Raw genomic sequence first — 16,991 nt, 5'->3', positions numbered from 1 at the left:
TTGTCCCCCTACGACAAAAACAATGATACAGACGTTGCTACTCCTGCTGCAATTGATATTGACGTTAACGCTGCTTCAGAACCGCGCGCAAGCCCTGAAATTAAATCGCCATTCATCATATCCCGTACCGAGTTGGTCAATGGAACCCCGGGTACGAGCGGGATCAACGTTCCAATCACAACTTGATCCAAATTATTGCCAAAACCGCTATGCACTAAGACGAGAGCTGTAATTCCACCGAAAAACGAAGCTAAATATTCCGAGAAAAATTTAGCCTTTAAGTAATGTTGAAATAAAACGAGGAATAGAGTTGTGATTAGTCCGCCAACAGCAGCAGGCACCATATCAAACATGGAATCTCCCACTAAATAAGAAAATGTCCCCCCTGCAACTGCAGAAGCCATATAGATGAGCCAAAGCGGATAATTCATCGGTGCTTCCGAGATTGTAAGAAGCACTTGATTTGCTTCAGCAATGCTATGGCGTCCAAGTACAAATTCCCGTGATAGATGGTTGACTTCCGTGACTTTGTTTAAATCCTGAAAACGGTCAACGATTCGAATCATCTGCATGATATTGTGGCCGTCTTCATGGACACCTGATAAAAAAATTCCCGTGGTGGTTACAAAACTATGGACATTTTTCATCCCGCCTGCGATCGCCATACGCCTCATGGTATCTTCCGCCCGATACGTTTCCGCCCCATAGGTCACCATAAGCTTCCCGGCTAATAAACATAAGTCGCTCAAGCGTTCACGTTCTTTCATGAATATTGTCCTCCAACGAATCAGCTGCTATTCACTCACATCGTTGGCAGCACCAATCCACATCAAATCAGTTGTCCCACCCAGTATAAAGCAGATGCAAGCAATAGAAAAGCAATCACTAAAACACCGTCGAGCATGCCAAACGTGCTTTTTTGAGTCTTCCCTCTTTTTCTCCCCCTTTTTTTCAAAGTCTGTGGCTTTTGCTGCTGCTGGTGAAAAGAGGGGTTTCTTTTTACAGGCTTTGCTTCTTTTGAAATAATATTCATCAATGATTGCTTCATTTTTTGCGCATCTGAAAATTGTCCGGTCAGGGCCTTTTTCAACCATTTCCGATAAGGCCAAAGCTCTGGAGCGCGATCAATATGGGTTGTTAACGTCTGCTGTCCGTCACGCCCCTTATCAAACTGTCGTTTATAAATCATGTTCATGAGAATCATAGCAGCTGCGAATAAATCATAGGAAGGTTCGGCTTTACGATCGCCAAGCCCCCAATATCCACGATCAAAAAACTCAGTATACTCTTTGATTGCTCGTCCCTGTAATGTTGTCCCTCCTACATCAAGCCAACGAATCCGATAAGGAGGACTGACAACGATGAGATTATCGGGTTTCAAATCTCCAAATACCCAACCTGCACGATGCAGTCGATCCAAATCACCAAGAAGCTGAACAATTAAAACGGGACCCCACTCTTTGCCGTGACGATCTAAATGTTTAAAAACGGTTTCACCTTTTAAAAATTCCATCACGTAGAACGGGTATCTTCGTCCAGCAATCGTAATATCATCCGCATCGATCAAAGAAGGTCCAAGTACTTGTCCTTGGACCTTGGCAAAATGCTTTAAAACATTGACCTCAGAAGTAATTGACATACTGTTGTGACCAACTTTAAGTGCCACTTGACCTTCTCTGGAATCAGCTAAATAAACCGCCCCTGTCGCCCCTCTCCCTAACGTCCTGCGAATGTAGTAAGGGTTTTTATTCCATTTGCCGAGCAGCTTCGTGCCTTTTGAAAGGTCAGGAGCTTCGTTCTTCAAAGAATGTTTCTTCTCCACGGGAGATCAAGCTCCTTTTTTTCAACTTTTCAAATTGATTAAGCGTTGCTTTTAAGGCTGGTCCAGTAGGTGTTATTCCACCTGGGGTGATTTTTTGAAAAATACCGTCTAACTGATCCATTCCCTTCGTCCATTCGCAAAGCACATCGACATCCTTTTTCTTTCCTGGAAATGCAAGCAAGGTAAATCGGTTACTCCCCCCACGCGAAGCCATGCTCAGCGATAAGTCGATTAACGCTTCTTGAACCGTTGGTAATTTCATCCGCATACTCGCACTGGAATCAACAAGGATGGCAACTTCTAAGTCTACTTTTTCACCAATTTCATCAACAACTTCCATCACTTCCCCCCGTTTTTCAGGAGGGAGTTCATCCCATTCCTGCTCTTTCCCTAAAATTTGCGAAAGCTCTTGATTGACCACCCCTTGTAACGTCTGCGTCATCGCTTGCTTGGTAACCATCTGCACGGTTTGGGCTAGTTGCTGCTTATAGACAATCTGACTAATACCGCCGCCCGCTAGTGCAATATTTTCAATTTCCGTTTGTCCGCTTTCATTCATCGCTCCTTCTTCTAGCACACCAATAACGTTGACCGTCACCTGTTGTTCTCTGGCTAGTGCTGCAATGGCAGAAGGATCACCGCCTTCATTTGAACATCCATCCGTGAGTAGTAGAATTTGCTTTAATGTTCCTGTGCCCATCTATATCCTCCCCTGCGTAAAATCTTGATTGGTTATCACAATCATTGACCAATACAAGCGGAGATATACTTGTTTTAAGCATCCTTTGCGAACGGTTGTACCCACCTCCCCATCGGAATGGCTGCCCAATCTGGCGTATTACGGCGAACCTTTGCTACAACAACGGTCATATCATCTCCAATGGTACCATCCCCTGCCCGTATGACTTGTTCCAGCAATACATCTGCAAGTATCTGCGGGTCTTCTGTCTCCATTTCCCGGATCAGTCGTTTCATCCATCGATCCTTATTTTCTATGAAACGAGCAGCATCAAACAGTCCATCGCTCATCATCACAAGAAGATCCTCATCTTGCAATTGTTTGGTAATTACATCAAAACTTGCCTCGGAAATGATTCCCATCGGTAAATTGCCTGCTTCAACAGAGAATACTTCGCTATTTCGCTTTATAAAACTAGGCATAGATCCGATTTTAAGAAAATTCGTATTTGCCGTTTGCAAGTCGATCATCGTCAAATCAAGAGTTGAGAACATTTCCTCATCTGCGCGTAGTGCTAATACCGAATTCATCGACTGAATGGCGACTCTCTCATCGATGCCTGACTGCAAAATATTCTGAAGTAATTGTAACGTTTCCCGGCTCTCCTGATGCGCACGTTTACCATTTCCCATCCCATCACTAATCGCCACCGCAAATTTTCCAAAACCCAGTTGCATAGCTGCGTGATTATCTCCCGAAAGCCACTCCCCGCCTCTTGCAACAGTCGCTGATCCTGTATCAATCGTGAATGTTTTCGCAGAAGCAAACGATACCCGATTCCCCATCTGAGCCTCATCGTAGTACATCGTCTCCACGATTATATGATCAGATAAAATTCCTGAAAGCATAGGTGCAATCAACTTCTCTGCTTCCTCATGATTCATTCTTTCTCCTAACACAATTTCTATATGCACATTCCTGGGATTTAAGTTATAGATGTCTACTTGCCCGATCTCAAGTCCAGCATCATGAAGGGCGAGATGAATTTGTTCCTCCTGATAATAATGAGCTTCTTTCTCCTTTTGAATTTCCTTTGCGAATTCGCTCATCACCTCGGATACGCCTTGCAGCTGGTCAGCCACAAGCTTTCGGCTTTCCTCTAACTGCTGGACATACAATTGCCGCATTTCATGGGGTTCCCATTTTTCCTTCATCGTCCGCACAATCCGATCCGGATAGATGCAATGCCGTTTTAAACGTTCATAGGTTCTTGGCTCAACTTGCTCTGTTTTTTCAATATCGGTCATAGTGTTGTGCATGATATCATAAGTTGTATCGAAGCGATCCACCCAACACCTTTCTTTACGAAAACACTTCTGACACGTACTCGACGTAATATCCGCCAAAAAGCGGTCTTCTTCCTTGTCATCCTGAATTTGCTTTTCACGAATTTCAGGTGTCGAAAAGCTTACCGATAACGTTTGAAACAATTCCGAAAACTTCTCAACACGCGCTGCGGTAATATCCCGGATTTTACGAAGATACAACTGTTGTTCATTCGAATGCTCCAACGTTCCTGGGGTGTATTTTGCCATATAATTCGTAAGTACCTTTGGCGTAAGCAAGAAAAGCATGATCGCCACCACAGATTCCATCACAGTAATAGCAGGATTGTTCATCCCATCGCCGTACAATGCGATTAAAGCAGTACCTACTAACAAACCTATACTGACACCAACTTTTTTCCCCTCTTTCAACAAACCGCCAAGCAGTCCTGCAAATGCGAGTAAGCTCATATGATACAAGTTTGCGAGTGCAGCCAAACTAAGAACAAGCCCGGTAACGACCCCGACCGTTGCCCCAATGGCCGCGCCTCCAACAAGTCCAAACAAAAGAACGAGATAACGAGCGAGAATATGTTCCGCACCAAGGCCGTAGATCACCCATCCAATGGCCCCTGTCATCACCGAAGCTAACAGTATAATAAAACAGATAATCTCTTCATGTTTTAATGAGCGTTGTGGTTTCCGAACGTCCAATAAAGGTATGCTCTGCAAAAAAATCATTGTCAGCATTAATCCCAAGCCAGCTTCAATGCCCGCCATAAACCAGTGGTACTGCGTCATTACTCCTTCTCCAACAGCAGTCACGACAACTCTTGAAGCAAGGGACGCCATAAAAACCGCTGCGGGAAGCGTCCATTTCCTATTCCCTGCTATGTATCGTGCTACACGGTAGAAAAGAAGAAAAAGCAATAACCCCGCGAGAACATAGGGAATATTAAAAGTGAGTCCCCACATCGTTCCAGCAATAACGGCTACAGCTGCCAAAACCGCCTTTTCTTTTTTCCAGGCAAATACTGCAGCAAAAAAGGGAATCGCAAAAGGGTAAAGGTCAGATAAAATCGCGGCTCGGCCTAACATGACACCTACGAGGAACAACAACAGCCCCCACTTTAAAAAAACAAGCTCAGCGCCGCTCTGTAACTTATTTCCCCCCTTAACCCAAAGGTCCTTCATCCCAGCAGCCCAATTCAAAGGATTGAAAATTCTCCCTAGCTGACCCTGTGTTGTATCTTTTTGCATCATATACGTTCACCACCATCGTTTGGATGTATTCTTGATAGTCGAGTATAGATGCATATAAGTGCAGTGTTTGTCAGAATACTGTTATGATGTTGAAAATCGTTCGACTTCTTTCACAAGTGCGAATAACTCAAGTTTTTTCCGCATATATAGAACAGGCATTCCTGTTTAATAAACATTTGGAAATGGTGCTAGTGCCGAATCAGCGCATATTGGATCGACAAAGCGTGGAATATATGATTTACGACAAAGGTTTCTTTCCTTAGACGGCATATCGTTTGTAAACATATGGCACGAAGTGAGCCGAGGGTGATTGAACGTGCTGCTGACCCATGGAGATAAGCCACACCGATGATTTTTATTTTTTGCCAATAAAAAAAGAGACCCCGAAGGTCTCTTGGTTAATTGTATCATTTGGTAGCGGCGGAGGGAATCGAACCCCCGACCTTACGGGTATGAACCGTACGCTCTAGCCAGCTGAGCTACACCGCCAATTAAAACCAGACAAGCTACATTATAACGACTGTCATTTTTTAAGTCAATGGTTATTTTACAACTCTTTTTTTAAAGTTACCCATATCATTTCATCAGTCCAAACAAAAGAGAGAGGAGGACCTCCCCCCTCTTATTTATGATCGTCGTTGTTATTCAATGAAACGGCATGCGCTTATCATCGTGAGCGACCGCCCCTTTTGCCATCCGTTTGTTTTCGAAGTGTTGCCAAGTTCTCTTCACTATCCTTGAGAAATCGGCTCATTTTATCTTCAAAAGAAAGCTTTGGCTCCCGTTTCTTTCCACCTTGATGACGGTCTCGATTTTCTCGTGGACGATCTTGCGCTTTGCGGATCGATAAACCGATTTTTCCATCACCTTCGACTTTAAGCACTTTTACTGTGACTTCGTCGCCGACCTTTACGAACTCTTTGATATCCTTCACGTATTGATCGGCGACCTCACTGATATGCACCAGGCCTGTCTGTCCTTCTGGCAAATCAACAAATGCACCAAAGTGGGTGACACCGGTTACCTTTCCCTTATACTTACTGCCTGTTTCAATCGACATTATACGAAATGCTCCTCCTTAATTTTTTAAATCCTTCAAGAGTTGTGCATGCGCTCAAAAAGATTTCCAACATGAACACTACTTTTCAGGCACTATTAGCATACACGATGTTTATGCTATGCGCAAAAACATGAGATCGTGATAATGGAGGATTAATTTTCCTCCTCAGGAACCTTAATGATGGTTTCTTCAGGTTTTGTTAAATAAAGATCTCTACGTGCAATTTCAGTGATATACTCCTCGTCATTGTAATTCTTTATTTTCGTCTCAAGCGATTGCTGCTCCGCTTCCATATCATCCAGCTGGGCTTTAAGCTCAGCCTTTTCTTCTTCATTGGCTTCAATCATACTTTGTTGTGAAACGAGCGCAATTCCTGCGAAAATAACGACGACAGCTGCAAGAATACCGATCGTTGTTAAACGTCTGACTAATCCACGTTTGCGACGTTCTTCCTGCAGTGCCAATCGTTCCTGTTCCTGTTCATGCATCTTGTCCCTTTTCAATTGGGTAACCTTACGATTTGGCCCGCCTGCCATTTGCCTTCCCCTCCCCGCATATGGCTTATTGTCATTGACAAACTATTGCTTATCTTCTTCATCTTTTTTAGGAAAAACACGTCTCCACAATCGCTTAACAAAAGCAACGACTCGCTCTCCACCTACGGCTTGGTATAACGGCCGTAATAAAAACCTTAATAAAGAGACAAACGGATCGAAAAGCAAGCGAAAACACTTGTATATAATGATAAGCAATTGTTTGACTCCTTTGTACAACCATACCACAGGAATAAGCAAGAACAAATAAAAGATTTTCAACACGATACGATAAATGTGATCTACAACTTTAAGGATTACTTCCAGTAAACGTAAAAACAAGGGACGAACCGTTTGCCAGTATACGAAGAAACCGAGAATAATCGCTAGAAAAATATAAAATCGAAAATCTCCATCATTCATGATATACAATACGTAAAAAACGAGCATGGCCTGTACGATCCAAAAGCAAAGATCCAGGAAGGCTTGGGGCCATTTGGATCTTGCTTTATCCGGTAAACAACGCTGGTAGACATCCAGCTGAACCGCAATCATAGAGCCGGCAATCATCATGGCAAAGAAGGTCTGAAACTGAACGTCGAGTGTCACTTGAATAACTTCCCGATAAAGCCTTTAGGTTTGCCACTGTTATGCTCATCCACATAGATAAGATCATCAATTTTACCTTCAATAGATACAAGCCCTTCTTCGACATTCAAGTTTCTCATATGCAAGTCTCTCCCTCTTACCGATAAATATCCCATCACGGTTTCAAGTAAAAATTCTTGGCTATCAAAACTTTCAACTTCCTTCACACCGCTGATTTCCAGCGTCTTACGCCCCTTCATAACAATATCGTGAACCGGTTCAGCACTCTTATATCGTTGATTTGGCCCGTATTCGTTCATAGTAACCCCCCAAGAATGACATTCATTGCCATTAGCCTATGCGCCTTGAGGCAAAAAAAGAACAAGCCTGAAGAAGCTTGTTCTGACAAATTGGATACCAAAAAAACGTGAAAACTAAACCATGTGGTGGTTCTTTATAGTTCTTTAGATGATTCTTCATCTACCTTTTTTTCCTCAAGTGTCGTGTACATCGTGGCCGCTTGTTCCTTTTGCGGGGCGTTACCAAGGTGTTCAACACGAACTTTTAACGTCTTTCTACCGTAGCGGATCGTTACCTCATCGCCTGGAACGACTTCAGTTCCAGCTTTGGCGACTTGCCCGTTTACTTGCAGGCGCCCCGCCCCGGCTACTTCCTTAGCGATCGTGCGTCTTTTAATGAGACGTGACACCTTCAAAAATTTATCGATGCGCATGTGTATCCCCCTTTCCTTACTCTCTGTTTTTTGCTTCGTCCCAATAACCATCCATTTCCAGCAGATCGGTTTCTTCCAAGGTTTTTCCGGAATCAGCTAACCGTTGTTCAATATATTGAAAACGCTGAATGAATTTACGGTTCGTCATCAACAACGCTTCTTCCGGGTGAATCTTATAGGTTTGTGCAAGATTAATAAGGATAAAAAGAACGTCGCCGAATTCTTTTTTTGCCTCTTCTTTTGAATTACCCGTTAAAGCATCCTTCCACTCCGCAATTTCTTCTTCTAGTTTCTCCCACCTCGGGGCTTCCTCTTGCCACTGGAATCCGACCTTGGCCACCTTCTTTTGAACTTCATACGCGGTCATGAGTGCAGGCATGGTGCGCGGAATATCTTCGAGCAGGGAAGCCGGAGTCTCTCGATCCCTGTTCTCCAATTCCTTAATCTTATCCCAACGCTCCTCCACCTCGATCGCGCTCTCCCCTTCCATTTTTTTATTGAAAACATAAGGGTGGCGGCGAATCATCTTCTCTGTGAGGGAGCCGATGACGTCCTCGATCGCGAAATATCCCTCATCCTCCCCAATTTGTGCATGCAGGAGCACTTGCAGAAGCACATCGCCAAGTTCTTCGACCAGGTGTTCATCGTCCTCCTCGTCAATCGCCTCAAGTACTTCATACGTTTCTTCCAGTAAATAATGCTTCAATGTGAAGTGCGTTTGCTTCCGATCCCACGGGCACCCGTCAGGGCCCCGCAACGTACGGATCACTTCTTGCAGGTGGCTAAACGTATGCACACGATAGCTTTCGTCAGGGACTGGTGGTACGTAAAGAACCGTGAGATTACTCACCTTCATGTTGTGATCAAGCTCATACAAGGGAAAAGACTCGATGGCTTCCTCAGACGACCCCGCGGCGGTGACAAGGGTCACCTCGTAGTCATCCGGCAGCAGTTCCATTAATGTTAACTTTACTTCCGAAGCCGTAAAAGCATCGTACAGTTGACTAACCATGAGATGCTGCTTCAGTGACCAATCCCTTGCGTTAAGCATGGTAGCATCCTGAAGTTGGAAGCCATCATTTGGATCAATGCGAAGCGCCGTGAATACCGGGTCAAGAAAACTTCCACCGCCGACAACCGTTATTCGGGCCCTGCCTTCAGCTTCAGCAGCAAACAACAGTTGCACGGTTTGTTCAGCCACGAGCGGATGTCCAGGAACGACATAACGAAGAGGGTCTTGAGACGCCGTGGCGGCGACAATGATTGCTTCTGCAATTTCCTCATATACGGGTTGAAAACGCTCATGAGCTTCATATACAGAATCAAAGAACTCAAATTCAATACCCTCGTCTTGTAATTCAACGATAACAGGATGATGGGACGTTCTTGCGTACAAAGGTCCTCTTCCCTCTCTCAGCCGCCGATATGTACCCAGACTCATCTGTTCGAGATTACCAGCACCTAAGCCAATAATCTTAATTTCCGGTTTCCATTGCTTACTCAAGTATTTCCGCTCCTTTTTCACTGACAATCTTTTCTGATGCAGATATTATAGCATAGTTAGAGTTCCCCAGAGAAAGACACATGAACGGTAATCCTCACAAGTAGAACCGGGTACCACAACTCCTCTAGGCGGCAGTACTCTTTCTTCCAAAATTAAGAGGCTTGCAGCAAATTTTCTATCGTTCACACTTTAACGAAAAACCCTTGACTTAACTAAAGAAAATTTGGAATAATGTTTGTATTATATAAGCGCTTTCATACATACTAAGTATTTAGTATTTATTGCAAAGGAGTGAACTTATGATTCTCTTTCTTCTGTTTTGGGCCATTGTTATTGCTAGTATTTATCTGACCTTTAAAAGAAAACAAGCATTGTATTTAGGAATCCCGCTTGTAGCCATGGGAGCCTATATGCTAATTGCTATCCTTCAGGTGCCACTACCATTTTGGGATACAGTTCAACTTATTTATGGACTGAAATAAAAAGGGAGGAGGCTTACCATTGGCAGAGACCAATGCTTGTCCAACTTGTAAAAGCAACAAGATATGGGAGATGACACAAAAACGATACATTTTTACAATGTCTGTGCCGCCGCTAATCGTGATTATTTTGATAGCAGTGCTCGTTGAACCTGTATTCATCGCCTTTATGCCAGCTATTATTTTGACCAATATTATTCTTGCCAAACGCAAAGCTCCGATTCTTTTTTGCAAAGAATGCCGGCATCAATCAACCTCTACTATTTTTTGAAAGGAGGGAGGGAACCTTAAAGGGGAGGGTAACAAACAGAAATTGAAAGGAGAGAAAAATGAGAAAAGTTGATCGTAAACATGTCGAAGCTTATTTCAAAATCCGAACGCTTATGATTGTCGTCTTTCTGTTTATCGCGTTTCTCGTATCTTTTGGAGCAGCATTTTTTGCTGAGTATTTCCAACAGTTTACCTTTTTAGGGATGCCCTTTCATTATTACATGGGAGCTCAAGGTTCTGTATTCATGTTTATTGTGCTTTTATTTTTGAATGCAGTCATTAGTGATCGAATTGATAAAAAATTTGGAATTGACGAAGGAAAAAACGTTCGTATTAGTAGCGGTAAAACAGTCAACCATTAATGACGCAGGAGGTTACGTTATTGGATACACAAACACTCATTTCCGTCGGGATGATCTTACTAACCTTTATTCTTTATGTTGGCATTGCCATTTATACGCGCTCAAAAGAGACATCAGAATTTTATGTTGCCAGCCGTGGCATCCCCCCATTATGGAATGGGATGGCCATAGGCGGAGATTGGATGAGTGCAGCCTCCTTTATCGGAATGGCCGGAACCGTCATGGTGATGGGCTACGATGGGCTCCCCTATATTATGGGGTGGACAGGTGGTTTTTTACTTCTCACCTTCTTATTAGCTCCTCAACTTCGAAAATATGGCCGCTTTACCGTCCCGGAGTTTATCGGTGATCGTTTTGAAAGTAATGCAGCACGATTGATTGGTGCGATCGCTACCGTTATTATTAGTTTTACTTATTTGATTGGACAACTCTCCGGCTCGGGGGTCGTCATTGGGCGTTTATTTAGTATCCCTACCTGGTCAGGGGTATTGCTTGGTGTTGTCGTGATCGCGATTTACGCCACTCTTGGAGGAATGAAAGGGGTGACCTGGACACAGGTGGCCCAGTATATCATTTTAATTACAGCCTACATTATCCCTATTCTCTTTATGTCCCTACAATTGACAGGTAATCCGCTTCCTTGGTTATCTTATGGAAATGTCATTAATGAAATTGGAGTGATTGATCGAGAACTGGGGTTAACAGAGTATTTTGCGCCATTCGCAGAAAGCGATCGAAGTCAATTTCTCGCTTTATTATTTACTTTAATGGTAGGAACTTCAGCACTTCCCCATGTCATCGTTCGTTTCTATACCGTATCGACCATGAAAGCAGCCCGCTGGAGCGGTTTTTGGGCGATTTTATTTATCGGTATTTTATATTTATCTGCGCCAGCATACGCTGCTTTTTCCCGTTTTATTTTAATGACACAGGTTGCCGGCCAGCCTATTGACCAGTTGCCAGGCTGGGTAGATCGGTGGGTGGATACCGGGTTGCTTGCGGTTGCTGACGAAGACGGGGACGGTATTCTTGATTGGGAAGAAATCGCGGTGTCAGAGGATATGGTCGTTATGGCTACCCCTGAAATTGCAGACCTTGGTATGTTTGTGATTGGATTGGTCGCTGCTGGCGCAATGGCTGCAGCATTATCAACAGCAGGTGGGCTGTTAATCACCATCAGTTCCTCGTTTGCCCACGATATTTACTATCGTCTTATACGTCCGGATGCCAGCGATCAAACACGGCTAAAAGCGGGGCGCCTTGCTATATTGCTTGCCACGATTGCTGCCGGGCTGTTAGCTCTGGACCCTCCAGGCGTCATTACGCAAATTGTTGCCTGGGCATTTGGAATTGCCGGGGGCACCTTTTTTCCTGTGCTCTTTTTAGGAGTATGGTGGAAGCGAATGAACAAACAAGGGGCAATCGCGGGGATGAGCGTTGGATTAGCAACCACTTTAACGTATATCTTTTTGGCCATGGGCGGTACGACGATTTTAGGGATCCAGGATACAGGTGCAGGGTTAATAAGTGTTCCGGTTAACTTCTTGGTATGCATTATTGTTTCGTTATTAACGCCCGCTCCAGCTCAACATCTCCAAGATGATGTCATTGACCTCCGATATCCTGAGCAAATGACTTATAAGGACGGAGAGGTTTGGATCAAGGAAGATGAGGAACAAGCTTAAATACAAGAAAGGATTATGATGCAGGGGCTTAACGGCAGCTGGTATTCAATAAGGCAAAAGCAAAGCTGAGCTGTTCGAAATCTCGGGCTTCCGAAGTGATTAATAACCATTAATACAGCTTGGCTTACCGCCACCTCCTTATAGCAGAGGCCTTCATTCCCATATGCGATCACTCTTATAACAAAAGGTTCATGAGTTTTTTCTCATGAACCTTCACTTATTCGTTTTCTTTATTTTTTGCATCTCCAGCTGTATCTTGCGCTTTTCCCTTGAGTTTATCTTTTTTCCCCTTCGCTTGCATCTCCTTATGATCCACTACATTCCCGATCTGGTCTTTCACTTCACCTTTTGCTTTACTTACAGCACCTTTAACTTTATCACTGTTCATTTCATCTTTAGCTTGGTCTATACGATCTTTGATCCTATTCGATTTCATGCTAGTATCCTCCTCGTATTTACATTGAGAATCTAGAATGGGAAGACAGGCAAACGTTATTTTGCAGAAATCTCAACAGAAACAACTTCGTCTTTATGGAAGAAGACCCCGTGTTTGTTGTACGTTCCATTTTCTGCCAAAAGTTCATTTTTAATTTCATTCATGCTTTCAGCTTCTTCGGAAATGGAGATAACATGCCCATTTGATAGAGATACTTTCACCTTAAATTGTTCCAACAACCTCACCCTTTCTACATGAGTTATCTTATAATTACCCAAATTGAGCATAAGTTAAAACATTTTTTCTTAATGAAGAGCAAATCCGCCATAAGTGCTTTCACCTTTAAATCTTCTTTCTTTTAAGGGTTATTATGATCATCACGTTCACGGTGAGCCCTCTGTTTCTCAATAGAACTATGATCATCCCTTTCATACTGATCTCTATCACGATTCTCGATGGTTGCTTTTTGGGATTCAGTATAGCCTTCGTGAGAATCTAGATCACTTTTTTCAAGTTGGTCACGATCGCGGTTCTGCATCGTTTCTTTTTGTTCTTGTGTGTCGGCGTCTTTGAGTTCACGTTCGATCTCGCGAATTTGCTCTTGCACTTCTTTCTTGATATAATCCGAACGCTCTCCGTGCCAAACTAAATCAAAAATTGCTCTCCCGTTTGTAGGCTGCCCGTCGGGCAAATAAACAGGGATCACATCAAATAACACAAAATAAAATACGTAAAATAAGAATATGTCCCAGAACATGTTTCTCTCTAAGATCCCCTCAGCGAGCAGTGAATTCAAAATTATCGCTACAATAACATTACTTAGAATAGGGGAGGCATAAATAAGCCCGTGCCAAAAGCGACTATCTGGCTGTAATTCATCATATTCAAACCAACTATACATAAAGAAATAACGACGGGCTTCTATTGTTTTTGTCCTAAAAAGCACAGGCCCGCTTCCAATGGTTAATTTTTTATTCGTAGCCCCTAATAAAGTGACGACCGTATAATACCCTGTTTCTCGGATGATCGTTACAATCGGTAAAATGATTAATGCGGACAAGAGTAAACGTGGGATATCTGATAGCTCAAACAACTTATCCCTCCCTTCGACGAAACGCCAGTTTATTTTTCCACTCCCCTATCCAGTTAAAACCCCTTTTTAAACAAAGGGAAAAGTCACTCAAAAAAATGAGAAAAAGATCTAGGTTCGTTCCTTTAAATAGCGGTAAAATATTTATAAGCACTTGAATAAATATCGACAAAATTCACCGCTTCAAATTTTCCTATGATTTCGATAAAATAGAAATATCTCACAATATTGACAGAAGATTCTTTTAGATGATTATCAATGAGACGTTAAACCTCCTTACTCACCCATCAACAGTAAACACAAGTAGATACTGAGAAGGTTTTTTGGGCGATTGAGCTGAAACGGGAAGGACAGCATAGCTCAGCGGGTAGGTATCTTTGACTTTTACCAGCTGAAACAATTCATTGCAAATAAAAGACTTGAGAAGGAGGGGAATATTATGAGTCAAAATTATGAAAAAATATTAGTGGCCGTTGATGATAGTTCAGCAGCCGAGCTCGGCCTCAAAAAAGCGATTGTTTTAGCAAAACAGAACATGTCCCACCTGGTGTTGGTTCACGTGATCGATATAAGAACCTATGGTCTCGTCGAAAGAGGAGATGTTAAGTATAGGTCTAACATTGCAGCAAAGAGACGGCAAATGTTGAATCAATATCAAGCTGCTTGCTATCATGAGGGCGTTCCTAGCACCAGTGCCGAACTTTCCTTTGGAAATCCTGTTTCGGTGATTGCGAAGGAAATGGTAAAGAAACATCAACCGAACCTGATCGTCTTAGGTATTTCCCGTAGAAATGGATTAGAAAAATGGTTGAAGGGGGATTTTCAACAGCGCCTCTCACAGCAGGTGCCATGTGACTTATTGACGATCCAAGTAGATAAAACTTCATGAAAAATGACTCATCGAGATGAAACTCGTGCACGATGACCGAATCAGCCACTCACGCCAATGAGTGTTACATCGACGATTCTCAACGTCATCATTTGATAAATGATTCCTCTAAGTGGTGCCATAAACCCTTTATGTACCACTATTGTAAAAAAATATGTTAAGCATCGCATATCGAGCCATTCATTGAAGCTACAAGGGTCACCATTCCCATGGTGACCTTTTATTTCAGACGCTCTGCACTAGAACCAAACAAACTCCATATAGCACTAAATCCAATAAAGACAGTAAGACCACTCTTTGACGGGTGGTCTTACTGCTTTTATAAGGATGACTGCCTCAAAGTCAGGAAAGATAGATAAGAACCCTTAATTCAAAAACTCAGTTTTGGTGGCTGATAAAAAGGGAACCCATTCCCTATCTTTTCTTAATAGTAACCAATCTGCCGATCTTGAAGAAGGAAGGGATCCATATTGATACGAGCACTTGATAATATGTTTGAAAAGGTGGAACGATGGTCAATTAGCTCTGCTATTATTCTCATGGCCTTAGTGTTAATCGGCAATGTAATTAGTCGACTGGTTTTTAATGTGACCTGGACATTTGCTGAAGAGGTTGGCCAAATGCTCATTATCATTATCACTTTTATCGGACTTAGTCATGTGGCAAGAAGAGGGAGACATATCCGGATGAGTGCGATTATGGAATTATTGCCTTACAAGGTGCAAAAAGTGATGATGGCATGTATTACGATCTTAACGTCCGTTTTATTATTTTTCCTCACCTATGTTTCTGGCAGTTATACGGTGACGATGTTTGATCTCGACCGAGTAACACCAGCCCTCCGCATTCCTTTGTACATCATGATTGCAGTGATGACGTTTGGTTTTTTTATGGCTGGTATTCAATACTTACGAACATTTATCCGAAACCTGAAATATGAAGGGATTCACGAAGGGACAGAAAGCATTGAAGGTGAGAACGAATGATATGGCTGATTCTAGGTATCATATTTACACTCCTCTTAATAGGATTTCCAATGAAAGTTCCCTTAATCGCAGCCGGTCTTATCAGTATGCTGATGTATTTTCCTGATACAGATCTAGGAATATTGATTCAACAATATTTTGCCGGTATTCAAGCGTTTGTTCTATTGGCCGTGCCGATGTTTATTTTTGCTGCAGATATTATGTCTTCAGGGAACACCTCTCGGCGCTTACTCGACTTTGTCAGTTCAATGATCGGTCATGTCCGCGGGGGTTACGCCATGACAACTTCTGTTGCATGTGCATTATTCGGCTCCGTTTCAGGTTCTACCCAAGCGACCATTGCGGCTGCCGGGAAACCCATGCGGGAGCGTATGGCTGAAAAAGGCTATAAAGATAGTCAATCGATCCCGCTCATTGTGAATGCCAGTGACCTTGCTTTAATGGTCCCACCGAGTATAGCAATGATTATCTATGGCGTGGTGACCGGCACCTCCGTAGGGGAACTGTTTGTCGCCGGCATTACCCCAGCCCTTATTATTCTGGCCATGTTTCTTATCTACAACTACCTCGAAGCACGAAAATATAATTTGGTAGATCAGGGAAGAAGAGAAAGTTGGAGAGAGGCCGGGCGATATCTTCGAAAGGCTGCTCTTCCCCTCGGGTTTCCAGTACTGATCATTGGCGGTATCTATAGCGGTTTGTTTAGTCCAACAGAGGCGGCAGCCGTCAGTGTCGGATACGCTTTTTTAATTGAAGTGGTGATCTTTAAATCGGTGAAAATCTCAGAGATCCCAAAGATTGCAGAATCGACAGCGATCGTAACAGCGGCGGTGTTCATTCTTGTCGCAGCAGGGCAAGGGCTGTCCTGGGTACTTTCCTATGCGCAAATCCCAGAACAAATCACTGACACGATATTTGGAAGTGATCCCTCTCAATTATACGTTCTGTTTATGATCGCCGTCTTATTTTTCGTTGTATGTATGTTCATCGATCCGTTGGTCGTCATCTTTGTTCTTACTCCAATTATTGAACCCGTTGCCATGGATGCCGGCATTGACCCCGTCGCCCTTGGTATCATTGTTACCTTACAGGCAGCCATTGGGTCAGCGACACCACCGTTTGGGGTAGATATTTTTACAGCCATCGCTATATTTCGGAGACCGTATCTTGAAATTGTTAAGGGTTCATTACCTTATTTCCTGATCTTGGGTATTGCCTCTGCTTTATTAATCTTGTTCCCAAACATTATTCTAGTTTACGAATTCTTCGTACCAACGGAGTAAAGCT

The 16,991-nt window shown here is 43.1% G+C and carries 20 protein-coding genes and 1 tRNA gene; 7 read left to right on the top strand and 14 right to left on the bottom strand.

Annotated features, from left to right (window positions below; translation table 11 throughout):
- Positions 1–8: 8 nt before the first annotated feature.
- From HNR44_RS17365 to yabN, 11 genes are all read right to left on the bottom strand, one after another.
- Positions 9–767: a threonine/serine exporter family protein gene (locus HNR44_RS17365; protein WP_184405911.1), complete on the bottom strand. Its 759-nt coding sequence runs from the start codon at positions 765–767 to the stop codon at positions 9–11.
- Positions 768–829: 62 nt separating this feature from the next.
- The gene (locus tag HNR44_RS17360) at positions 830–1,822 is read right to left on the bottom strand and encodes a serine/threonine protein kinase (protein ID WP_343069577.1); all 993 of its coding nucleotides are present in this window, start codon (positions 1,820–1,822) and stop codon (positions 830–832) included.
- Positions 1,785–2,522 (bottom strand): VWA domain-containing protein, encoded by a 738-nt coding sequence (locus HNR44_RS17355; protein ID WP_184405908.1) that lies wholly within the window; start codon positions 2,520–2,522, stop codon positions 1,785–1,787. The genes HNR44_RS17360 and HNR44_RS17355 overlap by 38 nt, the downstream gene beginning before the upstream one ends.
- 74 nt (positions 2,523–2,596) lie before the next feature.
- A complete protein-coding gene (spoIIE, locus tag HNR44_RS17350) occupies positions 2,597–5,089 on the bottom strand; it encodes a stage II sporulation protein E (RefSeq protein WP_246407624.1) in 2,493 nt (830 codons plus the stop codon).
- 412 nt (positions 5,090–5,501) lie between these two features.
- A tRNA-Met gene (locus tag HNR44_RS17345) sits at positions 5,502–5,578 on the bottom strand.
- Between the two features lie 178 nt (positions 5,579–5,756).
- On the bottom strand, positions 5,757–6,149 hold the full coding sequence (locus HNR44_RS17340) for a S1 domain-containing RNA-binding protein (RefSeq protein WP_184405906.1): 393 nt from the start codon (positions 6,147–6,149) through the stop codon (positions 5,757–5,759).
- A gap of 152 nt (positions 6,150–6,301) precedes the next feature.
- Positions 6,302–6,685 carry an FtsB family cell division protein gene (locus HNR44_RS17335; protein WP_184405903.1) on the bottom strand — a complete coding sequence of 128 codons (384 nt, stop codon included), beginning with the start codon at positions 6,683–6,685 and terminating at the stop codon, positions 6,302–6,304.
- 42 nt (positions 6,686–6,727) lie between these two features.
- On the bottom strand, positions 6,728–7,291 hold the full coding sequence (gene yabQ, locus HNR44_RS17330; RefSeq protein WP_184405900.1) for a spore cortex biosynthesis protein YabQ: 564 nt from the start codon (positions 7,289–7,291) through the stop codon (positions 6,728–6,730).
- Entirely contained in the window at positions 7,288–7,590 is a 303-nt protein-coding gene (yabP, locus tag HNR44_RS17325) for a sporulation protein YabP (RefSeq protein ID WP_184405897.1), read from the bottom strand. The genes yabQ and yabP overlap by 4 nt, the downstream gene beginning before the upstream one ends.
- Positions 7,591–7,724: 134 nt before the next feature.
- Positions 7,725–8,003, bottom strand: a complete 279-nt coding sequence (locus tag HNR44_RS17320) for an RNA-binding S4 domain-containing protein (RefSeq protein WP_184405893.1) — start codon at positions 8,001–8,003, stop codon at positions 7,725–7,727.
- A gap of 16 nt (positions 8,004–8,019) precedes the next feature.
- On the bottom strand, positions 8,020–9,507 hold the full coding sequence (yabN, locus tag HNR44_RS17315) for a bifunctional methyltransferase/pyrophosphohydrolase YabN (protein ID WP_281381452.1): 1,488 nt from the start codon (positions 9,505–9,507) through the stop codon (positions 8,020–8,022).
- A gap of 299 nt (positions 9,508–9,806) precedes the next feature.
- On the opposite strand from yabN, the gene HNR44_RS17310 reads away from it, so the two are divergent.
- Genes HNR44_RS17310 through HNR44_RS17295 form a run of 4 tightly spaced genes read left to right on the top strand, consistent with a single transcriptional unit; the run spans position 9,807 to position 12,303 of the window.
- Entirely contained in the window at positions 9,807–9,989 is a 183-nt protein-coding gene (locus tag HNR44_RS17310) for a hypothetical protein (protein ID WP_184405889.1), read from the top strand.
- A 19-nt stretch (positions 9,990–10,008) separates the two neighbouring features.
- On the top strand, positions 10,009–10,257 hold the full coding sequence (locus tag HNR44_RS17305; protein WP_184405887.1) for a hypothetical protein: 249 nt from the start codon (positions 10,009–10,011) through the stop codon (positions 10,255–10,257).
- Positions 10,258–10,315: 58 nt separating this feature from the next.
- Positions 10,316–10,618, top strand: coding sequence for a DUF4212 domain-containing protein (locus tag HNR44_RS17300; protein WP_184405884.1), 303 nt, complete (start codon positions 10,316–10,318; stop codon positions 10,616–10,618).
- Positions 10,619–10,638: 20 nt separating this feature from the next.
- On the top strand, positions 10,639–12,303 hold the full coding sequence (locus HNR44_RS17295) for a sodium:solute symporter family protein (protein WP_184405881.1): 1,665 nt from the start codon (positions 10,639–10,641) through the stop codon (positions 12,301–12,303).
- 217 nt (positions 12,304–12,520) lie between these two features.
- Here HNR44_RS17295 and HNR44_RS17290 read toward each other — a convergent pair whose 3' ends face one another.
- The 3 genes from HNR44_RS17290 to HNR44_RS17280 all read right to left on the bottom strand — a co-directional run bounded on the left by HNR44_RS17290 (position 12,521) and on the right by HNR44_RS17280 (position 13,832).
- Positions 12,521–12,739, bottom strand: a complete 219-nt coding sequence (locus HNR44_RS17290) for a CsbD family protein (RefSeq protein WP_246407622.1) — start codon at positions 12,737–12,739, stop codon at positions 12,521–12,523.
- Between the two features lie 56 nt (positions 12,740–12,795).
- Entirely contained in the window at positions 12,796–12,975 is a 180-nt protein-coding gene (locus tag HNR44_RS17285; RefSeq protein WP_184405878.1) for a hypothetical protein, read from the bottom strand.
- Positions 12,976–13,097: 122 nt separating this feature from the next.
- On the bottom strand, positions 13,098–13,832 hold the full coding sequence (locus HNR44_RS17280; protein WP_184405875.1) for a hypothetical protein: 735 nt from the start codon (positions 13,830–13,832) through the stop codon (positions 13,098–13,100).
- Positions 13,833–14,268: 436 nt separating this feature from the next.
- On the opposite strand from HNR44_RS17280, the gene HNR44_RS17275 reads away from it, so the two are divergent.
- The 3 genes from HNR44_RS17275 (at position 14,269) to HNR44_RS17265 (ending at position 16,987) form a co-directional block, all read left to right on the top strand.
- The gene (locus HNR44_RS17275) at positions 14,269–14,718 is read left to right on the top strand and encodes a universal stress protein (protein ID WP_184405872.1); all 450 of its coding nucleotides are present in this window, start codon (positions 14,269–14,271) and stop codon (positions 14,716–14,718) included.
- A 470-nt stretch (positions 14,719–15,188) separates the two neighbouring features.
- Entirely contained in the window at positions 15,189–15,704 is a 516-nt protein-coding gene (locus HNR44_RS17270) for a TRAP transporter small permease (RefSeq protein WP_184405869.1), read from the top strand.
- The gene (locus HNR44_RS17265; RefSeq protein ID WP_184405867.1) at positions 15,701–16,987 is read left to right on the top strand and encodes a TRAP transporter large permease; all 1,287 of its coding nucleotides are present in this window, start codon (positions 15,701–15,703) and stop codon (positions 16,985–16,987) included. The genes HNR44_RS17270 and HNR44_RS17265 overlap by 4 nt, the downstream gene beginning before the upstream one ends.
- Positions 16,988–16,991: the final 4 nt, after the last annotated feature.

Origin of the sequence: Geomicrobium halophilum, from assembly GCF_014207655.1 — a bacterium.
Lineage (GTDB): Bacteria > Bacillota > Bacilli > Bacillales > Marinococcaceae > Geomicrobium > Geomicrobium halophilum.
This window is presented reverse-complemented; position numbering and strand designations above follow the sequence as displayed.